The following is a 22,224-nucleotide window of genomic DNA, read 5'->3' as shown; positions in this document are numbered from 1 at the left end:
ATTCGATAAAAATTGTGTTGAAAAATCTTCCAACACAATTTTACTTATTGCCCATTTTTCGCGTAATTTGTTTCGACACTTTCTTTATCAGCTTTCCACCAATCTTTATTTTCTTGATACCATTGAATCGTATCTGCTAATCCAGAGCGAAAATCTGTATATTGAGGTACCCAGCCTAATTCTTCACGTAATTTTGTAGCATCAATCGCATAGCGTAAATCATGGCCCGCACGATCATTTACATGTTCATAAGCATCTTTAGGTTGTCCCATTAACTCCAAAATCAATTCAACGACTGTTTTATTATCTTGTTCACCGTCTGCACCGATTAAATAGGTTTCTCCAAGACGACCTTTTGTTAAAATAGTCCACACGGCACTAGAGTGGTCATTGGTATGTATCCAATCACGTACATTTTTTCCTTCTCCATATAATTTAGGTTTAATACCACTTAATATATTGGTAATTTGACGTGGAATAAATTTTTCAATATGTTGATACGGTCCATAGTTATTTGAACAATTTGAAATAGTTGCTTTTAGCCCAAATGAGCGTACCCATGCTCTAACTAATAAGTCGGAACCTGCTTTTGTTGATGAATACGGACTAGACGGATTATAAGGTGTTTCAGATGTAAATTTTTCTCCAACACCGTCCCCATGTCCAGGTAAATCTTCACGTAAAGGCAAATCTCCATAAACTTCATCGGTAGAAACATGATGATAACGTACATCATATTTGCGACACGCTTCAATCAATGTATATGTTCCAATAATATTTGTTTGTACAAACGGAAATGGATCTTTCAAGGAATTGTCATTATGTGATTCTGCTGCATAATGTACGACAGCATCTACTTTTTGTACTAATGCATCCACAAGCGTTGCATCTGCAACATCTCCTACGATAAGTGTTACTCTATCTTCAGGTAATCCTTTTAAGTTTTCACGATTTCCGGCATAAGTCAATTTATCCAATACAGTTACATGAATATCTGGATGATTGTTTACAACATAATGCACGAAATTTGATCCTATAAATCCGGCACCACCTGTCACAATAATATGCTTCATCTTATTCTCCTTATATTTATCCATATACAAATGGATTTTCTGTTTCAAATTCTTTTAAAGTTGGGTGCTTTTTATCTTTTTCAGATAAAATAGCTTTTTCAATATTTACTGGCCAATCAATCGCTAAATCAGGATCATCAAACGCAATACCTGCATCAGCTTGTGCATCATAATAATTATCGCATTTATACAAGAAATTTACATTTGGTGTTAATGTGACAAAACCATGTGCAAATCCTCTTGGCACGTATAATTGACGATGATTATGTTCGGACAAAATATATCCTTCCCACTGCCCATAAGTAGGACTTCCTTTCCGAATATCAACAATAACATCTAATACAGCTCCTGTTACCACACGAACTAATTTTGCTTGAGCTGCCTCTCCTTTTTGAAAATGCAATCCTCTTAAAACACCTGCTTGTGCGGATAAAGAATGATTGTCTTGCACAAAATCCGTATTGATACCCGCTGCTTTAAAATCTTTTTCTGAAAAACTTTCTGTAAAAAATCCACGATGATCTCCAAAAACAGCTGGCTCAATAATTTTGACATCTTGTAATTTTGTTGTCGTTACTTTCATGATTTGTCCTCTTATTCATGCTCTACTAAACGTAGTAAATACTTTCCATACTCATTTTTTTTCAATGGTTCAGCCAATGCTAAAACTTGTTCTTTCGTAATATAACCCATACGGTAAGCAATTTCTTCTAAACATGCCACTTTTAAATTTTGACGTTTTTCAATCGTTTCAATAAACGTAGATGCTTCAAGTAATGATTCATGCGTTCCTGTATCTAACCACGCAAATCCACGCCCCATAATTTCAACAGATAATTGCCCTTTTTCTAAATAAGCTTTATTAACATCTGTAATTTCTAATTCGTCACGAGAAGATGGTTTGATGTTTTTAGCAATATCAACAACTTGATTGTCATAGAAATATAAGCCTGTTACTGCATAATTACTTTTTGGTTTTTCTGGTTTTTCTTCAATAGACACAGCTGTCATATTTTCATCAAATTCCACAACACCAAAACGTTCCGGATCATTTACATGGTAGCCAAAAACAGTTGCACCCTCTTTTTTAGAAGCTGCACGTTGAACCATTTTAGATAGCCCACCACCATAATAAATATTATCTCCTAAAATTAAACAAACAGAGTCATCACCAATAAAGTCCTCTCCCAAAATAAACGCTTGTGCTAAACCATCTGGACTTTCTTGTACTTTATATGAAATATCTAACCCAAGTTCGTGTCCATTTCCAAAAAGTTGTTCAAAACGTGGTGTATCTGTTGGTGTGGAAATAATTAAAATTTCACGAATACCCGCCAACATTAAAACAGATAGTGGGTAATAAATCATTGGTTTGTCATAAATAGGCATTAACTGTTTAGAAACAGCTCTTGTAATTGGATACAAACGTGTGCCACTACCTCCTGCTAAAATAATTCCTTTCATTTATTAACCTCCTGATTTTATACGTCGTATCATTTTATTACCAAGATATTTCGGTAATATCGTTAACGCTATTTCAAATAATACTAACGTTTTATCTTCTTTTAAATACTTTGTTAAAGACCAAATATCTTTGAATTTTCTCGTTTGAAATGCTTGTATTCGTTGACCGACAAACGATAATTCTTTATCAATCTCTTTTTGATACGTCTTACCAAATCGCAATGCTAAAGCGCGAAACTTATCTTGTTCGGGGACTAACTTTAAAGGAATATAATCATCAACAGTATCAATCCCTTTTAGAATAGCTTTACCAATTTGATTATGCTGATGTAAACGATAATCAATTAAAAGTTCTTTTATAAAAGCTATACGCCCCATGCTTGCAGCGACTAAAGCTAACCAATGATCATGCACATACTCTTCATAAAACGGCATCGCTTTTTTAGCAATCTCTGTTAACATTAGCATGGAACAGCCAGGCATACAATTTCTTCGAATAAAAAACGAGAACGTGTTATCTCCATATACATGGTAAATACGTTTATTCACAGTAGCAAAACTCGACGACACAAATTGTCCATTTTCATCAATAATCGCTAAGTCAGAGTAAACAAGTAATGCTTTTTCTTGTTCAAGTTTGTATACTAATTTTTCTATTTTTTGATGATGCCATCTATCATCTTGATCACAGTAAGCAATATACTCTTGTTGACAGTCACTTGTCAATAACTCAAAAGTCTTTGTACTTCCCATATTGACGTCATTTTGCACAATCGTAAATGGTCTTGTGAAAATAGTTGTCGCTAATGTGGCGATTTGTTTAAAATAATCATCATCTGCACTATCATCTCTAATATAAATGTGATAATTAGGATACGTCTGTTCTTCAAGACTTTTGAACTGTTCCTCTAAATAAGTCATATTTGGCTTATATGTCGCTACGACAATACCTACTGATTTCATCTATCGTTCTCCTTTGTGAACACATCGCCCAACAACTCATCTAATCGCTGATTATATTCACGCTGATTAAAATAATGCATAAACACATCTTTAGCTCGGTATTTCATTTGTAATATATCATCTGATGTTAAAGATTGAATATTATCAATGTTCTCTTTTTTTATGTTTTTTCCAATACTGTACTCAAACACTAAACGCTCGGTATCTCCAGATACAGTATTCAACAATGGCAATCCACCATTTAAATAATCCAATGTTTTTAATGTCAATCCGATAAAAACAGTGGGTTTTAATATATTGATACCAAAGGCACATTGATTAAAAATATCCTGTTTTTTCTTTGCATCATACACATTCCCATAGTCATAAATATGTTGACAAAATACCGATAACCTTTCAATAAATTGTTCTTTTTTCTCTCCATTACCAATCACATGAAGTGTGATTGGTTTATACTCACTCAATACTTTTATCATCTCTTCGATTTTATCAATATCAATAATATTATTGATAGAACCTAGATAACATAAAGGCAGTACATCTTCCTCTGGTGTATACGCAATATCCTCATCACAATTTTCTTTACAAGGATATAATGTTTGAACATTTAATGTTGGCTGTATTTCTTTTAATCTCTCTTTAAATAAATCACACTCACTAAAAACATAATCTGCTTTGCTTAAAGCTTTTGTCCGTAATGTTTGCCAACAATAAAAAGGAAGAGAAAGTAGCGTTTTTGAAGAACCTGACGGAAACGTTTCCGGCCACATATCAAACACATCAAAAATAACACGAACACTCGGATATTTTTTCTTGTATTTCGCAATAAAATGTGCCACAAAATTTGGAGGTACCATAGCATATATAACATCTGGTTGAATCATTTCTAATTGTTGATAGACTTTTTTAGCAAAAGCATAGTGCGAATGGATACGTTCAAACGAAATATTTTTTTTATATTGTATCAAAGGAATCTGCACTATATTAGAAATTGCCAACGTATATTTTTGGCGATTCATCGTATCATAATCTCCTGTCACATACGTGACATCATATCCCTTTTGTTCTAAATATGTTTGAATGTATTGAATCCGTAATCCATAATAATTAAAATTACTCACACAAACGGCTCTCATATCGTCACTTTTCCTTTATTTATATTATAAAATATTATAACATTGATCGTAATGATGTCAAAGTAAGGTTATAAAACAATGAAAATAATATTCAAATACTAATAAACAAAGAAACAAAAAAAGCTGTGACAGCAACCAAAATGATACTGTTCTATGTCAAATAGTGTTAGTAATCAAAATAAAGCAACCTGATCAGCTAATAGTGCAGATGTTTCTTTTCTATCAGTTTCCTTGTTTTTAAATAAACGATTTACAATTAGTATTCTTATACTTAAATTATAAAACCTCATTAAAATATCCGGATATCACTTGATTTATATGGATATAACAAAATTTGCAAATAAGATAAATTAATCTCATCATGAATTAATAGTTCTTCGTTAAATTGCATTATTTAGTTCTATTTAAACAGAACCTTTATCCTATAAAACAAACGGCGTCAATCATCCATTTAGTCACAAAAATACTATACCATCGATTTTTAAAACATTCTTGTTATTTTTCACATGACTCTTTTCTCATGCCTTTTGTTTTTCTATCAATCATATATCGAGGTCTTGCCTTCGTTTCTAAATAAATTTTCCCAATATATTCTCCAATAATACCAATGGAAATCAATTGGATACCGCCTAAAAAACTCATAATGGATATCATACTTGTCCATCCTACTAGAGTATAACCAAAAAAATAACTCACAATACTCCAAATCAAAAAGATGAAACTTATTATAGACGTTAACACACCTAAAACTGTAATAACACGAATTGGACGAACACTTAAACTTGTAATACCGTCAAAAGCTAATCCTAGCATCTTGCTTAAAGGATAATGACTTTCTCCAGCCATTCTTTCTTTACGGCTGTATTCAACAACCGCATGATTAAAACCAATTAAAGGAACTAATCCTCGTAAATAAATATTAACTTCCTTAAATTCAGAAAGAGCAAGTATCGCTTTTTTTGACATTAAACGATAATCCGCATGATTATATATAACTTCACCACCCATTTTGGATAAAAGTTTATAAAATTTTTCCGCTGTAAATCGTTTGAAGAACGTATCTGTTGATCGATCCTTACGAACACCATAAACAATTTCGGCTCCATTTTTATATGCTTGAACCATATCTGTCATACAACAAATATCATCTTGTCCGTCACAGTCAATCGTAATTACAATATCGGCAAAGTCAGCAGCCTCAATCATACCTGCCAAAACGGTAGACTGATGTCCCCTATTTCTATTTTGAGAAATCCCTTCTACCCATTCTTCCTGTGAGTACCGTCTTATTAAGTCCCATGTTTTATCTTTACTTCCATCATCAACAAACAAAATACGACTTAAAGGACTAACATATCCATTATCCATTAAATAGTGTAATTGCTGACTAAAAAGCGGAAATGTATGAGGTAAGACAGCTTCTTCGTTATAACAAGGAATAACAATATATAATATTGGATTTTCCACTACTATTTTCTCCTTTATTTTTATTATCTTCCAATACTAGAAAACAAAAAACGACCAAAATTTTTTAATAACAATATTGATAGTACTATTCAAATAATAGATTTTTTCTATTTAGACGAAAATCATTATATCATATTCAGCTTAAAAATTTAACCAAAAGTAATTATGGTTGTATAATTTTTAGGGTTAATGGCATAAGCCAGCAACCCTAATTTCATGTAGACAAAAAGGCAATTTTCTCTTAAATTAAAAGTACCACCAAATAATAAGGAGAAATTGCCTATGTCTAATATAACAGAAATCTTACTACAATTAAAGGATAAAAACATCACATTTGATCATAAGTAAATTATATAATTAAGTTAGTGTATAGTTGCCAAATATTTATAATATACTATCTTATAAAATATTTTAAAAAGTTTAACAACTATTTAACACAACTTATGATAGAACTCTTATGATTCAATAAATCTACTACTTACAATAACACTCACAATTATTTAAAAAACCAACGCTGTATATCATTAAACGTTACGGCAACCATGAGTAATACTAATAATCCTGCAAATACCAATGTAATCATGGTTTCTTTTTCTTTACTAATTGGTTTCCCACGCAATAATTCTAGTATATTCAATACGATTTTCCCACCGTCTAATGCTGGAATTGGCAATAAGTTCATCACACCTAAATTCACACTAATCGCAGCCATAAACATTAAAACAGACATTATACCACCTTGAGTGGCTTGCCCACTTGCTTGAGCAATTGCTACTGGTCCTCCAAATTGTTGAATATCAAATCCTGTTTTGAAAAATCCAGCTAGAGTTGACCAAATACCTGTAGCAATTTCCCATGTTCTTGTGAAACCATACGCCAAAATTGACGTTACAGAAGCATCTTTTTCTTGTTGGAATGTAACACCAATGACATTATTTTGAAACGGTACAGTGTATGTCACCATCTCATGATTTTCTTTTTCCACTATCAATTCAACTTGTGTTTGTGTTTTTTTCGCTTCAGATAGTCTTTGGTATAATTCTGCCCCATTTTTCGTTTCTTGATGATCTACCTGTGTGATACTGTCCCCTGTACGAATACCGGCTTGATACGCAGGTGTGTTTTCCATAACATTTACTTTATTCAATAAATGAGGAATACCACCATTCATAAATCCAACTAAAATAAATAGTAAAATACCTAATATAAAATTGTTTAATGGTCCACCAAAATTAACAAGAATACGGCGAAAAATACTTGCTTGTTCAAACTGTTTTTCTAGTGGTGCTACTTGTATTTCAGTTCCGTTTTCTTCGATATACGTTGCCTCTTTTGAAACAGAAAAAGTACTATCTGTATCTTGCCCTGCTAGACGACCTATTAAAAGCATTTCTTTTTCTAAATCGGCTTGACGCACTTCAAAAGGTACTGCTTTATCCAATCTTGTTTTAGCGCATGTATTAATGCATGTCACTATATTGTCTTGATTGAGTACAATACTAATCAACTGTCCTGCTTTTAAGGGTTCAACATCATCACCATATCCTGCTAAACGAACATATCCCCCAACAGGCAATGCGCGAATAGTATATGTTGTCCCATTTTTCTTTGTGGCAAAAATTTTAGGTCCCATACCAATCGCAAATTCTCGAACAAGAATACCTGAACGTTTTGCAAAATAAAAATGACCAAATTCATGAATGGTGACTATCACCCCAAAAACAAGTAAAAATACAATAATTTGCATGAAAAACCTCCTTTTATCTTATATTAAGCAAATTAAAATAATGTGACACGCTACCACCCCAAAAAGTGTGCTATCAAATCTATCTAACACACCACCATGACCGGGTAGTATATTTCCTGAATCTTTAACATGGTAAAATCGTTTTAAAGCAGACTCAACTAAATCTCCCATTTGTCCTGCTAACGAAACACCAAATGCCAATAAAATCGTCCCTAGAAAATCTAGTGAAAGTGTCGCAAATGGTTGATGTATCGCAACAAAAATGAGTGCATATAAAACAGCAAGTGCCGTTCCACCAACAGATCCTTCAATCGATTTATTAGGACTAATATGTGGGGCTAAACGGTGTTTCCCAAAACGTCTTCCTACAAAGTACGCACCTGAATCAGTTATCCAGCCAATAGAAAAAATGAACAAAATCGCAACAAATCCATACTCTCTAAGAATAAGTACATGGTGTGCACCTAATCCAATATATAAAGCTGCGAGCGAAACTATACCTACTTTTTCAAATGAAAATTCATTTTTAGAAAAAACGGTTAAAACGAGTAACGCAAAGGAGCATAGACATAGCCAAAGTAAAGGTGTCATACGGAAATAATTGTAGTAAGTAATTGGAATGGTTAAGCCAATCGTTGCCAACAATCCAATAATCACTTCCGGAGAAGGTATTTTTATTTTTGCCATATGCATAATTTCCATAAAACAAATAGTAGCTAGTCCTACAATAGAAAGCTGGAACGTTAATCCTCCAAAATATAATAATGGCAGACCTATCGCCAAAATGACAAGCGCTGTTATAATTCTTAACTTCAAGACATTTCCTCCTACAATCCTCCAAAACGTCGATGCCGTTTTTGATATATTGCGAACGCTTTTTCTAATTCTTGTTCTTTAAAATCAGGCCAAAATACATCTGTAAAATAAAATTCACTATAAGCGATTTGCCATAACATAAAATTACTAATGCGCTCTTCGCCACTGGTACGAATTAACAAATCCGGCTCTGCATACTCGCCTAATTGTTTGGACCATAAATAATCTGACACAATCTCTTCGTTAATTTCTTCTACTTTATCATGATATTCAATACTTATTTTTTTTATCGCAGCAATTATTTCCGCACGGGACCCATAATTTAATGCAAAATTTAAAATCATACCGTCATTCTGCTTTGTCTGCTCCACAGCATCCAAAACAGCTTTTTGCGTCTTTTCGGGTAATTGCTCAATAAATCCCGTTGTCATTACTCGAATATTATTTTCATTTAATTGTGGAATAAATGTACTAAAAAAATCAATCGGTAATTTCATTAAAAAAGATACCTCATCGTGAGGTCTTTTCCAATTTTCTGTTGAAAAAGCATATAAAGACAATACTTTAACACCTAATTTTTTCGCATGCAATGCAATCGTTTTAACTGTTTGCATACCTTCTTTATGCCCAGCTACACGAGGTAACATACGTTGTTGTGCCCAACGACCATTTCCATCCATAATAATGGCCACATGATTAGGAACACCTTGCTTTTCATCAAACGATATTTTTTCTTCATTATTTTGTTTCTTTTTGAAAAAAAACATATCCTCACCTATTTTCTCAAGATTTCACTACTTTTCTTATTGTAACATAAAACAAAAATAATCGTACACCTTTGGCATATTCTTAATAGATAATCTTTACTTAATTCTCTTTATTCTGTAAAAAAGAAATATCTCCATTTGCAACAAATTGTTCTAAAATATTTTGAACAGCTTGTTCTTCATTCGTTCCAATCTCATAACGACATACTTTTTTCAATTCATTATCGGCATTTTCCATGGCAACACTGTACTTAACTTCTTTCATCATTGGCAAATCATTTAAATTATCGCCAAATGCGATACACTCCTCTTTTTTTATACCGTATTTTTCTTGTATAAATCGAATGCCTGCTCCTTTTCCGCCGTCTTTATGATACACATCAATCCACATATCTCCACTTGTCGCTGAAGAAACATTATATTGTTCACGAATTGTTAAAGCAATTTGTTTATTTTCCTCTAAAGAACGTTTACTCATGATGGCAATTTTAACGACTTCTTCATCAGCTGGAATATCCGACAATGTTTTTATTTTAATAATTTCCATATTATATTTTAGAAAATGCATCAACGCTTCATCAGAAATCGTTTCGTAAGTGTATGCTGTTTTTGTCGTACTCAATAACGCATAACATCCTTCAAAACTTTCAGCTAATGTCACAACTTTTTCAACAATGTGTTGAGCAATCGCTAATACATGAATGGACTCCCCTTGTTTCACAATATGGTTCCCGTTATCTCCTGCAAAATATAGCCAATCTTGACATACATCATCAAAAGGTTTTGAAATATGGTCAAAACTATTTCCACTTGCAATGACACCAACGATATTTTTCTCACGCAACTGTTCAGCAATTTGGTTAAATCGCTCTTTATCATACGTTTTATCCTCTCTTAAAAAAGTACCATCCATATCTGTCGCAATTAGTTTTATCGTCATATTTGCACCTCATATCTTTCTATTATTTTTATTGTATAAAGATTATATGGAATAGTCAATGATACGCACCAATAAACACTTCTATCCTCATTTTTGTTAAATATAGTTTATTTTTAATTATCATAGTAAGGACAAATTGATATACTATGAACCCAAAAGATTCACACTAAAACAAAAAATTGGCATCCCGTACGGGATGCCAATTTTGATACGTCATTAAAATTATTTTAATGTTACAGTTGCGCCAACTTCTTCTAATTGAGCTTTTAACGCTTCTGCTTCTTCTTTAGATACGCCTTCTTTAACAACAGATGGAGCACCGTCAACTAATTCTTTAGCTTCTTTCAAGCCTAATCCAGTTGCTTCACGAACAACTTTGATTACTTTAATTTTGCCGTCGCCAGCGCTTGTTAATTCTACGTCAAATTCTGTTTTTTCTTCAGCTGCTGCTGCAGGTCCTGCTGCGATTGCTACTGGAGCTGCTGCTGTTACGCCAAATTCTTCTTCGATAGCTTTTACTAAGTCGTTTAATTCTAAAATTGTTGCTTCTTTAATATCTGCAATAATTTGTTCAATGTTTAATGCCATTATAATTTCCTCCGATTTATATATGTTTTTATTTTTGTTACACTAGGCAACTTTTTGTGTGGTTAATAAAATTAAGCCACTTCTTCTTTTTGTTCTGCAACAGCTTTGAAAGCCAATGCTGTATTGCGAACTGGTGCTTGTAATACTGATAAAAGCATTGAAAGCATTCCATCGCGGTTTGGTAAAGAAGCCAATGCTTCGATTTCTGCTTTTGAAGATACTTTACCTTCAACGATACCAGCTTTGATTTCTAACGCGTCTGCTTTTTTAGCAAACTCAGCAATAATTTTTGCTGGTGCTACTGCATCATCATTTGAGAATGCAACAGCTGTAGGTCCAACTAAAGCTTCGTCTAATCCTTCTAAGTTGTTTTGAGCAACTGCACGACGTACAATACCGTTTTTCAACACTTTAAATTCAACGTTTGCTTCACGTAATTGAACACGCAATCTTGTTACTTCATCAACAGTTAATCCTAAGTAGTCAACAATAACAACTGAAGATGCTTCTTCAATTTTTTTAGCAACTTCTTGAACTAACTCTGCTTTTTTAGCAATAGCTGCTTCGCTCATTCATTTCACCTCCATTAGATTTGGGGTAGCACTTTTTAAATAAAAAAGCCCTACATCACCCAAGACATAGAGAACCACAGAAATTTATATTAAATATCTATCTTCCTCGGTAGGATATTAAGGATTTCTCCACCCACTGTCTTTGGTAGCTTTTCACTTTCTTTATCTTACCCTTTTTACTTTTTTATGTCAACTATTTTATTAAAAAATCTTGATTTAGTAAATTATATAATTAAGTTAGCCAGTAGTACAAAAAAAGCATCTCATAGGATATACTTTTAGTAACAACAAAAAAAGGATACCAAGAGATGCAAGAATACTATAACACCAAAGGCAAACATATAACAGAAAAAGAACGTTACTTCATCGAAAAATGGAAAAAAGAAGGAAAAAGCAATAGAGAAATCGGTAGATTATTAGGAAAAAATCACCAAACCATCAATAATGAAATCAAACGTGGACTTATCGATTTATCTTTTCATGGCGGCACTAAAGAATACTCTGCTCAAAAGGCACAAAACGATTATCATCGTTTACGTTTAGCCGTAGGTAGAACAGATACGTGGACGGTAGAAAAAAGAAGCCCTCATCAGAGAAAAAATCATGGATAAATATTCCCCTGAAATGATTAGTCAACTACCTGATATGCCCTCTTGTACAACGATTTACTCATGGGTATACAAAGGATGGATTACAGGTATTTCGCGTAAACATTTGATTTATCCTAGAAAACATAAACCGATAAAATCCAATGAAAAACGACCACCAAGAAAGGCTAATGCCCTCTCTATCGAACAGCGACCACAAGAGATTAACGAGAGAAAAGAAGTTGGGCATTTTGAAATAGATTTAGTGATTTTAAACAAGAAACGTGGACAACAATTATTGACATTAACGGACAGAAAAACACGCTATGAAATTATTCGTCTAATTCCTGATAAAACGGCTCAAAGTGTGAACATCGCTTTGACGTCTATTCAACAAGACTATTTAATCCGCTCTTTAACAGCTGATAATGGTTCTGAATTTTTACGATTAGATGAGGCTGTCACCTGTCCTATTTATTATGCACATCCATTCTCTTCTTATGAACGAGGTAGTAACGAAAATGCAAATCGATTGATTAGACGATGGTTTCCAAAAGGCACAACAACCGTTACTCCTAACGAAGTAACGGCTGTTGAACAATGGATAAATCGTTATCCACGTAAATTATTTAACTATGTATGTCCTTATGATTTACCTGAGGTGGCTAACTTACTATTGTAATTTGTGAATCTTGATTTTCAAATATTAAAATTTTTTAAACGTTGTTTACTTTTGAAGTAATGTTTTATAGACTATATCATGAGTTTACTATCATAGGAGTTTATTATGAATATAACCAAAAAGAAAACAGCAACGGGAACAGCAAGTGGTAAAATTATTTTAATTGGTGAACACGCCGCTGTTTATGGACATCCTGCTATCGCCATTCCTTGTACAGCTGTCCAAACACATGTAAATATTTCTCCAGCAAAGAACGGCTTATATTTATATTGTGATTTATATGAAGGACTAATTGATGATATGCCAGAATTACTAACTGGTTTGAAAACAATTATTAACGCCACTTTATACTACTTAAACCAAGAACATACACCTCTACACATTCGTATAGAAAGCTCTATTCCATCAGAGCGAGGTATGGGGTCTAGTGCTGCTGTTTCTTGCGCAATTGTCCGTAGTTTATGTCAATATTTCAATAAATCGATTACAACAAAGGAACTAATACATCTTGTTCAAATTGCTGAAAAAGTCGTTCATGGTAATCCAAGCGGCTTAGATGCCACAATTATTTCAACGGAAACACCTTTATTTTTTGAAAAAGGCAAACCCTTTAAAAAAATCAGCATAAATACGACTGGTTATCTCGTCATTGCAGATACAGGATTAACAGGACAAACAAAACAAGCCATTGAAAAAGTAGCAACCTTAAAAAAAGTAGCGCCAAAAACACATACATCTATCATGACCACATTATCAAATATGACACATCGTGTCACACATTATTTGGCAACCAATCAATTACATGCTTTAGGACAGACCATGACACATGCTCATCACGCTTTACAAAAATTAGGCGTATCGCATCCGTTATTGGATCAACTTGTATCCTTATCCTTAGAGCACGGTGCACTTGGCGCTAAACTTACTGGTGGTGGTTTAGGTGGCTGTATGATTGCTTTAGCAAAAACAAAACAAGATGCAGATGCTTTAAGATGTATATTACTATCAAAAGGGGCTAAACAAGCCTTTGTTCAACCTCTATAACCATAGTTTTGACTATGGTTTTTCTTTTATTTTTGATACACTGTATATAAAGGAGATTAACATGACGACGATAAAAATGAACACAGTACAAATAGAACAATTAAAAAATTTTTACCAAGATTACTTAAAACCAACATGCCCACCATACAGTTTGTTTTCTGCTGTTAAAGACGGAACGACTATTACCGCTTATGAATCTGGCAAAGTACTTTTTCAAGGCTCTAATGCACAAGCAGAAGCACAACAGTGGGGGACTTTTGATACAAATGAAAAAAAACAGGATAATAACTTGCCACCCAATTTCCAAACATGGTCTGTTATTGGTAGTGACGAAACAGGTACCGGTAGTTATTTTGGATCAATTGTCGTATGTGCTACATATGTCAAAAAAGAACAATTAGCGTCTTTAAAGCAACTTGGTGTACAAGACTCAAAAAATTTATCCGATTCTCGCATTGCTATTTTAGCAACACAATTAAAAGAAATAGTACCTTATAGCTTGCTTGTCGTTGAACCACCAAAATACAATGACATTCAGCCAACCATGTCCCAAGGGAAAATGAAAGCTATTTTGCACAATTATGCACTCGGAAAATTATTAAAAAAAATATCTCCCGAGTATCCTGACGGTTTGCTTATTGACCAATTCGAATTACCTCAAACCTATTTTTCACACATAAAAGATGAACCCGTTCAAATTAAAAAAGATGTGTACTTCGCCACAAAAGGAGAAAGTCATCATTTAGCTGTTGCATGTGCAAGCATTATCGCAAGATATGAATTTATTGAAAATTTAAAAAAACTCTCAAAACAAGCGGGTATAAACTTGCCATCTGGTGCAGGTCATTCTGTTGATGTTGTGGCAAGTCAATTACTCAAAAAAGATAAAAACGCACTATCTTATTATGCTAAATTACATTTTGCCAATACAGAAAAAGCTAAAAAATTAAAATAACCATATTAAAACCGGGATAATCATTTATCCCGGTTTAGTTATATGTCGATTTGGAATCCATTTTAGAAATATCTCTACTATTACATTGTTAATTGAATAATCATATTATATAACACACTACCAACGATACCACCAAGGATTGGACCTACAATAGGAATCCAAGCGTATCCCCAGTCTGAATCACCTTTATGTTTTAAAGGTAAAATGGCATGCATCAATCTTGGTCCTAAGTCACGTGCTGGGTTAATCGCATAACCAGTTGTAGACCCTAATGAAAATCCTATAGTTAAAATAATTAAACCAACAATCATTGGTGACATACCATCACTTAATTTATTTTGTCCCATAGCTAAAATACCAACCATTAAAACAGCTGTTCCTAGCATTTCTCCAAAAACATTTGACCATGTGTGACGAATAGCTGGTGCTGTTGAAAAACAGCCTAAAACTGTGCCAGTGTCTTCTGTTTCTTGGAAGTGAGGATAAAAATGTAAATATAACAAAACAGATGCTGCCATGGCACCAATCATTTGTGCAATGATAAATGGTACCACTTGTGCCCAAGGAAAACTACCAATCACAGCAAGTGAAATTGTCACGGCAGGGTTTAAATGGGCAGGACATAAAAATCCAGATGCGTAAACAGCAATAGTTACTGCCACAGCCCAACCTAAAGTTACCATGAGCCAACCTGTATTCTGTGCTTTTGTTTTATTTAATGCAATACTGCATACAACACCGTTCCCTAATAATACTAAAATAAACGTTCCTAGCAATTCTCCAATGAATTGTGTCATTTCCGAACTCATACTATCTCTCCTTATTTCTCTATTTTTATGAATACCACATCGACAATATAACTTGGTTTATTCATTATTTTTCTATAAAAATCACTTTTTATATATCACTATTATACAGAATGCGTTTACAATTTTTAAGGGACAAAAACTATATTTTGTCACATTTTTTCTTTTTATCATGTATAATAGTTATAAAAGGAGAGATTGTCTATGAAAAAATCTATGGTCACTAAAAAGAAAATTGCAGATGCTTTTAAAGAACTGATGGTCAAAAATGATTTTGAAAAACTAACCACAACAGATATTACAACATACGCCAACATACGACGACAAACTTTTTACAATCACTTTAAAGATAAGTACGACTTAATTATTTGGATTTTTGAAAATGAATTAGAACAACAAATAACTCATCATTTGCATAACTACACTTGGAAAATCATACTCACACAACTACTCAAATATATTGACACACGTCAAGAGTTTTATAGTAAAGTTTTTCTCATTCTAGGACAAAATAATTTTGACGATTTTTTCACAGAACAATGCCATTATCTTCTTGAAATGGCTATTAAAGAAAAAAAGGTTGACATAACACCTTATTTAAAACAATCTTTTATTATGTACAATGCATCTGCATTAAGTAAATTTATTAAATCTTATTGTTTAATCAAAGAACCTTTAGCCTATCATGCAGATGAACTCATCATATTTATTAGTAGTCAATTAAATGACTTAAAACATACATATAACAAAAGCCATTAAACGCGTTTAATGGCTTCTATCATATCTTGTACATTTTGAATAGGAATAACTTTATCATAAATAGCATCATCACGGTGCTTTGTTTCATCAAAAGCAAAAATAATTTTATGCTTTTCTTTTGCTTTCTCGACAACATTATCTACTTCACCTAAATAATTGATATCTAAATAAATATCACATTCTTCTAATAGTCTATCTCTTGTTAAAGATAAAATATTAGGATATAAAAAGACGTTTCGATATTTACTTAAAGCAACTACTTTGGATGAAAAATAGGTTGGTGCCGCAATACAAAATTGACTATTGGGTAAAGCAATCACTAACTCTTCTATGTGAGCGATATCTTGTGTGTTTGTTAAAATAAATAGTTTTTTGTTCCCATAGTGTAGAAACATCTCTGTATTATAGTTGAAAATTTTCCATTTTCCAATGATGTCCGTCCAAGTTAACGCATAATAAAACCACCATATTTCTCGCAAACGAATGGAACTGAATTGCCCCCAAGGCTTTTTTGCTGTGACGTAATGCACAATAATTGGTAGCGGATGGATAGTTTCAATGAAATCCTGTTTGTTTTCTATTTCCAACAACTTATCAAACCCAATCATTGTATTATAGCGTCTAGGTAAAGATAACCAATTATCTTTAAATGCCATATTTAAAATACTTTGATCACCATTATTCACTGTATGAATAAATTCTTCTGTTAAACGCATCAGTTTTTCAGATATATTTTCTTCTTTCCAAAGAGCATTATTGATAAGCATGACACCCGCATTAAATTGATTGACATGATGCGGTTCATTTACAGCTCCAATATAATAATGTCCTAGGTCAATATCAAATAGATGTGTAATATCTCCTGTCACAACAATATCTGTATCCAAATACAATACTTTTTCTTCTTCAACTAAATCACCAATTAAATATCTAAAATAGGTTGCTTGACTAATATGTGCATGTTGTGATTGATAATGACAATCTTTATCAACCATGTTCATATTGACAATCGAACAATTTACTTGTGTCAACACACTTTCTATATAAATAAACCATTCTTTAGGAATATCTTCATGAAGAAGATAAAATTTAATATATTGGTTATTGGCACAAATGGATTTAATCAATACATCTACTTTATCCAAATATTGATTATCCGCCGCTAATACAACTGCGTACATATGTATGACACTCCTATTCATTTAATATGACTATCCCATAAAAATTATAACACGCTCTATCTTTCCGTCAAGAAAATCATTCCCTACTTTTCATCATAAAAAAGTAGTGTCTTGCATAAAAATATTTATAATACATCTTTTAAAATACCAGTATTTTATATAATCTTAAGCACTGTTTCATCACACCGTTTTCGTCAAAAACAAATACAAAACAAACAGAAATTGTACACTATGTTTTAATAAAAATGTTGTTGTTATGAGGAAAATATGGTATAACTAAATAGTATTTAATTAGTTAAGGAGAGAACAAATGATTAACGTAAGTGATTTAAAAGCCGGTATGACTTATGTGGCTGATGGAAAATTATGGAAAGTACTTGAAATCAGTCATCACAAACCAGGTAAAGGAAATACTGTCATGCGTATGAAAATCCGTGATGTAAGAAACGGTTCAACAGTCGACACAACAATGCGTCCAGATGAAAAAGTAGAAAAAGCACATATTGAGAAAAAAGAAGTGCAATACTTATACAACATGGACGGCACAGCCGTATTCATGGATTTAGAAACATACGAACAATATGAAATCCCTCAAGATAGCATTGAAGAAGAATTAAAATATATTTTAGAAAACATGAATGTAAAAATTGAATTCTTCGGTGATGAAGTGGTTGGCGTAACATTACCAACAACTGTTGTATTACAAGTTTCAGAAACACAACCATCTATCAAAGGTGCTACTGTTTCAGGTTCAGGTAAACCTGCTACAATGGAAACAGGTTTAGTTGTAAATGTACCTGACTTTATCGAAGCAGGTGAATACTTAGAAGTAAACACAGCAGAAGGTACATACGTAAGACGTGCTACAAAATAACACCTAAAAAGTAACTATAAGTTGAAATAACGTTTTTAGACGTTGTTTCAACTTTTTGTTTATATGCTCTTTATTATAAAAAAGTAGTGAATGGCACAGCCATTCACTACCAAAAAACTTTCTCATTCTCTTTACCAACATAATTGATGAAGAGTCTTTATTCTTCTTCTTCTGCTAAAAACGTGTTTAATACTTCTTCAACCATATCCCATTCTTCGTCTGTTTCGATTGGTAGCAAATCTCCTGCTCCACCTTCTTCATTTTCTTTAAATGCGTATGCTTGAATTTCTACTTCATCATCTTCACTTGTCCCTGCAGGATATAATAATACATAAGATTTTCCAAAATCGTCTGAGTCGAATGTAAATAAAATTTGATATAATTCTTCATTTCCATCTTCATCAACAATTGTGATAAATTCTTCATCGTGCTCGTGATTATGTTCAGTCATAAAACTTTCTCCTTACTTTTGTCTATCTAAATAATTTTGCAACAAAATAACTGCAGCTAATTTATCGATGACTTTTTTTCTTTTTTTTCTTGATACATTACCCTCATCAATTAACATACGCTCCGCTTGAACTGTCGTTAAGCGTTCATCTTGGAAATCAACTGGTAAATGTGTTAACTCTGCTAATAAAGCAGCATAATATCGAGAGGCTTCTGCTCTAAACCCTTCTGAGTTGTCCATATTTTTAGGTAAACCTATGACTATTTTTTCAACTTTGTATTCTTGAATAATTTTTTGAATATCATCTAATCCAAATTGTTGTTTTTCCTCATCAATTGATAAAATACCAATTCCTTGAGCTGTCCAACCAAAAGGATCGCTCACAGCCATACCAACTGTTTTTGAGCCAACGTCTAAACCTAAAATTCTCACTTGTCCTCTCTCCCATGCGATGCTAAGTAGGCTTTTAATAATTCTTCCAGAATTTCATCACGCTCGTAATGTCGAATGACATTACGTGCATTGTTATGTCTTGGAATATATGCCGGATCTCCTGACATTAAGTATCCAACAATTTGATTAACCGGTTGATACCCTTTTTCTTTTAAAGCATCATACACACATAAAATCGCACGTTCCAGTTCTTTTCCTTCAAAATCTTCTTTATTGAATAACATTGTTTCATCAACAAATTCCATACATAACACCTCTTTTCGCTTTGTTTCTATTCTACATCAAAACAATAAAAACAACAACTTATATTACTTTATGTTTAATCGGCTTTTCTTGCATCATTGTGACTGAAGTAAACAACATTTGGTAACACTTGTCCATCTTGATATAATTCTGAGAATGTTACAAATTCAAAGCCACGTTCTCTTAACCCCAAAATTAAACTCTCAACAGATTGTGCAGATTCTTCATGAATATCATGCACTAAAATAATAGAGCCTCCAATCGTTGTATCTAATACTTGATGTTGGATAGAATTTACATTACGTGACTTCCAGTCTTCACTATCAATATTCCATAAAGCAATTGGTAATTTAGCCAATTCTGCGACTTTTTGATTATACGCTCCATACGGAGGTCTTAATGATTTTGGTTTCACCCCTGTAATATCTTCAATCATTTTTTGTGTTTTACCAATTTCTTCTTTAACTTCATCGTCCGTTAAAGTTGGTAAACTTCTATGCGTAAATGTATGATTACCTAACTCATGACCTTCTTGTACTTCTCGTTTTAATAAGTTTTCATTTCCCGCAATATTTTGTCCTAAAATAAAGAATGTCGCTTTAACATCGTATTGTTTCAACACGTCTAAAATTCTTGGTGTTGTATCTGCTCTTGGACCATCATCAAATGTCAAAGCAACTTTGTTCGTTGCTCCATTATTTCTAATCGTCGCAATAATCTCATCAAGACGACTAGCAATTAGTTTTTCACGTTTTTCTTTAATTTCTGCGATACGTGATTGATAAATTGATTTATGTGCATCTGATAATAATAAGTGCTCTTTAAAATAAGGTACGAGAGCATCTATATTCAAAGCTACCGGACTCAACATACCGTCTTCTTGTTTCACAAGAACACTAAATCCATCTGGATTATAGATATAACCTAATGTTTTTAATGTATCTACAGAAAGAGAAGCTTGTAATAGTTGTTTTTCTTTTTCATTTGTTACTTGATTGATTGTAGACATTAAAGCAGATAAAATATCATCTTTTTCTAAAGAAAATGATTCAAATAATCCTTCAAATGTTAAATTTCTACCACCGTAATAATATTGTGTTGCTAATAAAGAGGATGTGTCTTTTTTGTAGTTACCAAACCCATATTTATAGACATCTTTATATAAGTCATAACTCATATACCCATTTCCTCTATCCGTTTTTTTATAGTAAAAAGATACTACATCATGATCGGATTGCTTCACAATTTGATTATCCATAAATGTATTCACTAAATCAGATAATCCTTCCACTTGTTTTCCTGTATTATCTACTGGAAAATAACCAAGAGCGGTTGTGTCATTTAATGTTTTATCTGCATACTCAACATTCCCCGCTTCATTTTGTGCGATTTGCCCTGCTTCATTCAACACTCTTTGATACGCACCTGGTAAAGCTTGTTCATTATAAAATATATAGCCAGCAAGTACCAATAAAAGCAACAACACCACTGTCATCATATATAGTGTTAGTTTCATAGTTTTAGATTTCATTATTCATAACTCCCTTACATTCTTTACAATAGCCAAATACTTCTAGTCTTGGAGATACAGGGTCAAAACCATATGTTTTTTCTAATTTTTGACACATATCTTCAAGTGCTGAATACTCAAAATCAATCACATTCCCACATTGCAAACAAATGGCATGATAATGCACTTCATCATCTTCTTTATAATCATATCTCGTTGCTGCATCACCATACGTTAGTTCCATAGCATAACCTAATTTAATTAAAGCATTCAAATTATTATATACAGTAGACAAACTCAACGTATCAAACTTATCCTTAATTTGCTGGTAAATATCCTGTGCCGTTGGATGCGTCTTGGATTCATAGATATACTCCAAAACAGCCATACGTTGAGGGGTTAGCCTCATTCCATTCTTTCTTAATCTTTCTTTTAATAAATCCATTTTTCTTTTCCATTCTATGATATAAAAAATCTTTAGTGCTTTAATCGACTAAAGATTTTTCCATTTATCGCCTACGAGATAATTGACGATATCGTTCATACCACAAGTTGACGTATGCAGGAGAAAAAGGACCTTTCTCATTGTTAATCCAATCAACAAGAATACGTACATTTTCTTTCAGAATATGATCTATCTCTTTTGGATAGTGCATTTTTCTTCGATGCAATTCATATTCATCTACATCTAACAAGCGTTTTTCTCCATCGGGAAAGACTTTGACATCTAAGTCATAATCAATATATTTTAATCCCTCTGAATCAATCACATACGGCGAGGCAATATTGCAATAATAAGAAATACCTTTTGGTCGTATCATTGTAACCACATTAAACCAATAATGTTTATGATAATACAATAACGCTGGTTCTCTTGTTACCCACCTTCTACCGTCTGATTCTGTGACAAGCGTGTGATCATTGCATCCAATGATTGATTGCTCACTTGTTTTTAATACCATTGTATCACGCCATGTTCGATGCAAACTGCCATCATGCTTGTAGCTCTTAATCGTAATGAACTCTCCTTCACGCGGATGTTGCATCTATGCGCCAACTTTCTATCTAAATTTTGATTATATAATCAACTACACTCTAAGTATATCACAACTCTAAAGAAAAAAACGTAAAAAAAGAAAAATCACT

At 32.8% G+C, this 22,224-nt stretch carries 24 protein-coding genes, 1 pseudogene and 1 other annotated feature; of the genes and pseudogenes, 5 read left to right on the top strand and 20 right to left on the bottom strand.

Annotation, left to right across the window (positions count from 1 at the left end):
• Positions 1–44: 44 nt before the first annotated feature.
• The 12 genes from rfbB to rplJ form a co-directional block, all read right to left on the bottom strand.
• Positions 45–1,073: a dTDP-glucose 4,6-dehydratase gene (rfbB, locus tag GMA06_RS00825; RefSeq protein ID WP_163561380.1), complete on the bottom strand. Its 1,029-nt coding sequence runs from the start codon at positions 1,071–1,073 to the stop codon at positions 45–47.
• A gap of 16 nt (positions 1,074–1,089) precedes the next feature.
• Positions 1,090–1,656, bottom strand: a complete 567-nt coding sequence (gene rfbC / locus GMA06_RS00820) for a dTDP-4-dehydrorhamnose 3,5-epimerase (RefSeq protein ID WP_163561379.1) — start codon at positions 1,654–1,656, stop codon at positions 1,090–1,092.
• 11 nt (positions 1,657–1,667) lie between these two features.
• The gene (gene rfbA, locus GMA06_RS00815) at positions 1,668–2,537 is read right to left on the bottom strand and encodes a glucose-1-phosphate thymidylyltransferase RfbA (protein WP_163561378.1); all 870 of its coding nucleotides are present in this window, start codon (positions 2,535–2,537) and stop codon (positions 1,668–1,670) included.
• Between the two features lie 3 nt (positions 2,538–2,540).
• The gene (locus GMA06_RS00810) at positions 2,541–3,500 is read right to left on the bottom strand and encodes a glycosyltransferase (protein WP_163561377.1); all 960 of its coding nucleotides are present in this window, start codon (positions 3,498–3,500) and stop codon (positions 2,541–2,543) included.
• Complete coding sequence (locus GMA06_RS00805) at positions 3,497–4,621, bottom strand: glycosyltransferase family 4 protein (protein ID WP_163561376.1); 1,125 nt, start codon at positions 4,619–4,621, stop codon at positions 3,497–3,499. Before GMA06_RS00805 ends, GMA06_RS00810 begins: the two co-directional genes overlap by 4 nt.
• Positions 4,622–5,131: 510 nt before the next feature.
• Entirely contained in the window at positions 5,132–6,109 is a 978-nt protein-coding gene (locus tag GMA06_RS00800; RefSeq protein WP_163546147.1) for a glycosyltransferase family 2 protein, read from the bottom strand.
• A gap of 490 nt (positions 6,110–6,599) precedes the next feature.
• Positions 6,600–7,850 (bottom strand): RIP metalloprotease RseP, encoded by a 1,251-nt coding sequence (gene rseP, locus GMA06_RS00795; RefSeq protein ID WP_163561375.1) that lies wholly within the window; start codon positions 7,848–7,850, stop codon positions 6,600–6,602.
• Positions 7,851–7,868: 18 nt separating this feature from the next.
• Positions 7,869–8,666 (bottom strand): phosphatidate cytidylyltransferase, encoded by a 798-nt coding sequence (locus GMA06_RS00790; protein WP_163561374.1) that lies wholly within the window; start codon positions 8,664–8,666, stop codon positions 7,869–7,871.
• Positions 8,667–8,677: 11 nt separating this feature from the next.
• Complete coding sequence (locus GMA06_RS00785) at positions 8,678–9,433, bottom strand: isoprenyl transferase (RefSeq protein ID WP_163546139.1); 756 nt, start codon at positions 9,431–9,433, stop codon at positions 8,678–8,680.
• A 100-nt stretch (positions 9,434–9,533) separates the two neighbouring features.
• Positions 9,534–10,373 (bottom strand): HAD family hydrolase, encoded by an 840-nt coding sequence (locus GMA06_RS00780; RefSeq protein WP_163546775.1) that lies wholly within the window; start codon positions 10,371–10,373, stop codon positions 9,534–9,536.
• 222 nt (positions 10,374–10,595) lie between these two features.
• A complete protein-coding gene (gene rplL, locus GMA06_RS00775) occupies positions 10,596–10,961 on the bottom strand; it encodes a 50S ribosomal protein L7/L12 (RefSeq protein ID WP_163545707.1) in 366 nt (121 codons plus the stop codon).
• Between the two features lie 71 nt (positions 10,962–11,032).
• Positions 11,033–11,533, bottom strand: a complete 501-nt coding sequence (rplJ, locus tag GMA06_RS00770; RefSeq protein ID WP_163561373.1) for a 50S ribosomal protein L10 — start codon at positions 11,531–11,533, stop codon at positions 11,033–11,035.
• Positions 11,534–11,565: 32 nt separating this feature from the next.
• Positions 11,566–11,697: a sequence feature (ribosomal protein L10 leader region), on the bottom strand.
• Between the two features lie 144 nt (positions 11,698–11,841).
• Between rplJ and GMA06_RS00765 the strand changes: the two are divergent.
• From GMA06_RS00765 to rnhC, 3 genes and pseudogenes are all read left to right on the top strand, one after another.
• Positions 11,842–12,802: pseudogene (locus GMA06_RS00765) on the top strand (IS30 family transposase).
• A gap of 105 nt (positions 12,803–12,907) precedes the next feature.
• Positions 12,908–13,846 carry a mevalonate kinase gene (gene mvk, locus GMA06_RS00760; RefSeq protein ID WP_163561372.1) on the top strand — a complete coding sequence of 313 codons (939 nt, stop codon included), beginning with the start codon at positions 12,908–12,910 and terminating at the stop codon, positions 13,844–13,846.
• Between the two features lie 61 nt (positions 13,847–13,907).
• Complete coding sequence (rnhC, locus tag GMA06_RS00755) at positions 13,908–14,801, top strand: ribonuclease HIII (RefSeq protein WP_205426140.1); 894 nt, start codon at positions 13,908–13,910, stop codon at positions 14,799–14,801.
• 80 nt (positions 14,802–14,881) lie between these two features.
• Here rnhC and GMA06_RS00750 read toward each other — a convergent pair whose 3' ends face one another.
• Positions 14,882–15,598 (bottom strand): MIP/aquaporin family protein, encoded by a 717-nt coding sequence (locus tag GMA06_RS00750; protein WP_163545771.1) that lies wholly within the window; start codon positions 15,596–15,598, stop codon positions 14,882–14,884.
• 213 nt (positions 15,599–15,811) lie between these two features.
• On the opposite strand from GMA06_RS00750, the gene dhaS reads away from it, so the two are divergent.
• Positions 15,812–16,366 carry a dihydroxyacetone kinase transcriptional activator DhaS gene (gene dhaS, locus GMA06_RS00745; protein ID WP_163545711.1) on the top strand — a complete coding sequence of 185 codons (555 nt, stop codon included), beginning with the start codon at positions 15,812–15,814 and terminating at the stop codon, positions 16,364–16,366.
• Here the strand turns inward: dhaS and GMA06_RS00740 are convergent.
• Entirely contained in the window at positions 16,363–17,547 is a 1,185-nt protein-coding gene (locus tag GMA06_RS00740; protein ID WP_163561371.1) for a glycosyltransferase, read from the bottom strand. The genes dhaS and GMA06_RS00740 overlap by 4 nt on opposite strands.
• 310 nt (positions 17,548–17,857) lie before the next feature.
• On the opposite strand from GMA06_RS00740, the gene efp reads away from it, so the two are divergent.
• The gene (efp, locus tag GMA06_RS00735) at positions 17,858–18,421 is read left to right on the top strand and encodes an elongation factor P (protein ID WP_163545713.1); all 564 of its coding nucleotides are present in this window, start codon (positions 17,858–17,860) and stop codon (positions 18,419–18,421) included.
• Between the two features lie 157 nt (positions 18,422–18,578).
• Here efp and GMA06_RS00730 read toward each other — a convergent pair whose 3' ends face one another.
• From GMA06_RS00730 to GMA06_RS00705, 6 genes are all read right to left on the bottom strand, one after another.
• A complete protein-coding gene (locus tag GMA06_RS00730) occupies positions 18,579–18,872 on the bottom strand; it encodes a DUF1292 domain-containing protein (protein WP_163561370.1) in 294 nt (97 codons plus the stop codon).
• Positions 18,873–18,884: 12 nt separating this feature from the next.
• Positions 18,885–19,304: a Holliday junction resolvase RuvX gene (gene ruvX, locus GMA06_RS00725; RefSeq protein ID WP_163561369.1), complete on the bottom strand. Its 420-nt coding sequence runs from the start codon at positions 19,302–19,304 to the stop codon at positions 18,885–18,887.
• Positions 19,301–19,570 (bottom strand): IreB family regulatory phosphoprotein, encoded by a 270-nt coding sequence (locus GMA06_RS00720; RefSeq protein ID WP_163545716.1) that lies wholly within the window; start codon positions 19,568–19,570, stop codon positions 19,301–19,303. Before GMA06_RS00720 ends, ruvX begins: the two co-directional genes overlap by 4 nt.
• A 74-nt stretch (positions 19,571–19,644) precedes the next feature.
• The gene (locus GMA06_RS00715; protein ID WP_205426138.1) at positions 19,645–21,084 is read right to left on the bottom strand and encodes a polysaccharide deacetylase family protein; all 1,440 of its coding nucleotides are present in this window, start codon (positions 21,082–21,084) and stop codon (positions 19,645–19,647) included.
• Positions 21,085–21,088: 4 nt separating this feature from the next.
• Complete coding sequence (locus tag GMA06_RS00710) at positions 21,089–21,523, bottom strand: Fur family transcriptional regulator (protein WP_163545718.1); 435 nt, start codon at positions 21,521–21,523, stop codon at positions 21,089–21,091.
• A 64-nt stretch (positions 21,524–21,587) separates the two neighbouring features.
• Positions 21,588–22,124 (bottom strand): DUF402 domain-containing protein, encoded by a 537-nt coding sequence (locus tag GMA06_RS00705; RefSeq protein WP_163561367.1) that lies wholly within the window; start codon positions 22,122–22,124, stop codon positions 21,588–21,590.
• Positions 22,125–22,224: the final 100 nt, after the last annotated feature.

The organism is Granulicatella sp. zg-84, from assembly GCF_010892375.1.
GTDB lineage: Bacteria > Bacillota > Bacilli > Lactobacillales > Aerococcaceae > WM01.
This window is presented reverse-complemented; position numbering and strand designations above follow the sequence as displayed.

What these genes read in the sequence shown, in the direction of transcription:
- GMA06_RS00750 (WP_163545771.1), bottom strand. Translation starts at nt 15,598, where the DNA reads ATGACACAATTCATTGGAGAATTGCTAGGAACGTTTATTTTAGTATTA.
- GMA06_RS00720 (WP_163545716.1), bottom strand. Translation starts at nt 19,570, where the DNA reads ATGGAATTTGTTGATGAAACAATGTTATTCAATAAAGAAGATTTTGAA.
- GMA06_RS00810 (WP_163561377.1), bottom strand. Translation starts at nt 3,500, where the DNA reads ATGAAATCAGTAGGTATTGTCGTAGCGACATATAAGCCAAATATGACT.
- GMA06_RS00715 (WP_205426138.1), bottom strand. Translation starts at nt 21,084, where the DNA reads ATGAAACTAACACTATATATGATGACAGTGGTGTTGTTGCTTTTATTG.
- rfbA (WP_163561378.1), bottom strand. Translation starts at nt 2,537, where the DNA reads ATGAAAGGAATTATTTTAGCAGGAGGTAGTGGCACACGTTTGTATCCA.
- GMA06_RS00730 (WP_163561370.1), bottom strand. Translation starts at nt 18,872, where the DNA reads ATGACTGAACATAATCACGAGCACGATGAAGAATTTATCACAATTGTT.
- GMA06_RS00705 (WP_163561367.1), bottom strand. Translation starts at nt 22,124, where the DNA reads ATGCAACATCCGCGTGAAGGAGAGTTCATTACGATTAAGAGCTACAAG.
- GMA06_RS00785 (WP_163546139.1), bottom strand. Translation starts at nt 9,433, where the DNA reads ATGTTTTTTTTCAAAAAGAAACAAAATAATGAAGAAAAAATATCGTTT.
- GMA06_RS00710 (WP_163545718.1), bottom strand. Translation starts at nt 21,523, where the DNA reads ATGGATTTATTAAAAGAAAGATTAAGAAAGAATGGAATGAGGCTAACC.
- rseP (WP_163561375.1), bottom strand. Translation starts at nt 7,850, where the DNA reads ATGCAAATTATTGTATTTTTACTTGTTTTTGGGGTGATAGTCACCATT.
- rfbB (WP_163561380.1), bottom strand. Translation starts at nt 1,073, where the DNA reads ATGAAGCATATTATTGTGACAGGTGGTGCCGGATTTATAGGATCAAAT.
- rfbC (WP_163561379.1), bottom strand. Translation starts at nt 1,656, where the DNA reads ATGAAAGTAACGACAACAAAATTACAAGATGTCAAAATTATTGAGCCA.
- rplJ (WP_163561373.1), bottom strand. Translation starts at nt 11,533, where the DNA reads ATGAGCGAAGCAGCTATTGCTAAAAAAGCAGAGTTAGTTCAAGAAGTT.
- mvk (WP_163561372.1), top strand. Translation starts at nt 12,908, where the DNA reads ATGAATATAACCAAAAAGAAAACAGCAACGGGAACAGCAAGTGGTAAA.
- dhaS (WP_163545711.1), top strand. Translation starts at nt 15,812, where the DNA reads ATGAAAAAATCTATGGTCACTAAAAAGAAAATTGCAGATGCTTTTAAA.
- rplL (WP_163545707.1), bottom strand. Translation starts at nt 10,961, where the DNA reads ATGGCATTAAACATTGAACAAATTATTGCAGATATTAAAGAAGCAACA.
- rnhC (WP_205426140.1), top strand. Translation starts at nt 13,908, where the DNA reads ATGACGACGATAAAAATGAACACAGTACAAATAGAACAATTAAAAAAT.
- efp (WP_163545713.1), top strand. Translation starts at nt 17,858, where the DNA reads ATGATTAACGTAAGTGATTTAAAAGCCGGTATGACTTATGTGGCTGAT.
- GMA06_RS00780 (WP_163546775.1), bottom strand. Translation starts at nt 10,373, where the DNA reads ATGACGATAAAACTAATTGCGACAGATATGGATGGTACTTTTTTAAGA.
- GMA06_RS00740 (WP_163561371.1), bottom strand. Translation starts at nt 17,547, where the DNA reads ATGTACGCAGTTGTATTAGCGGCGGATAATCAATATTTGGATAAAGTA.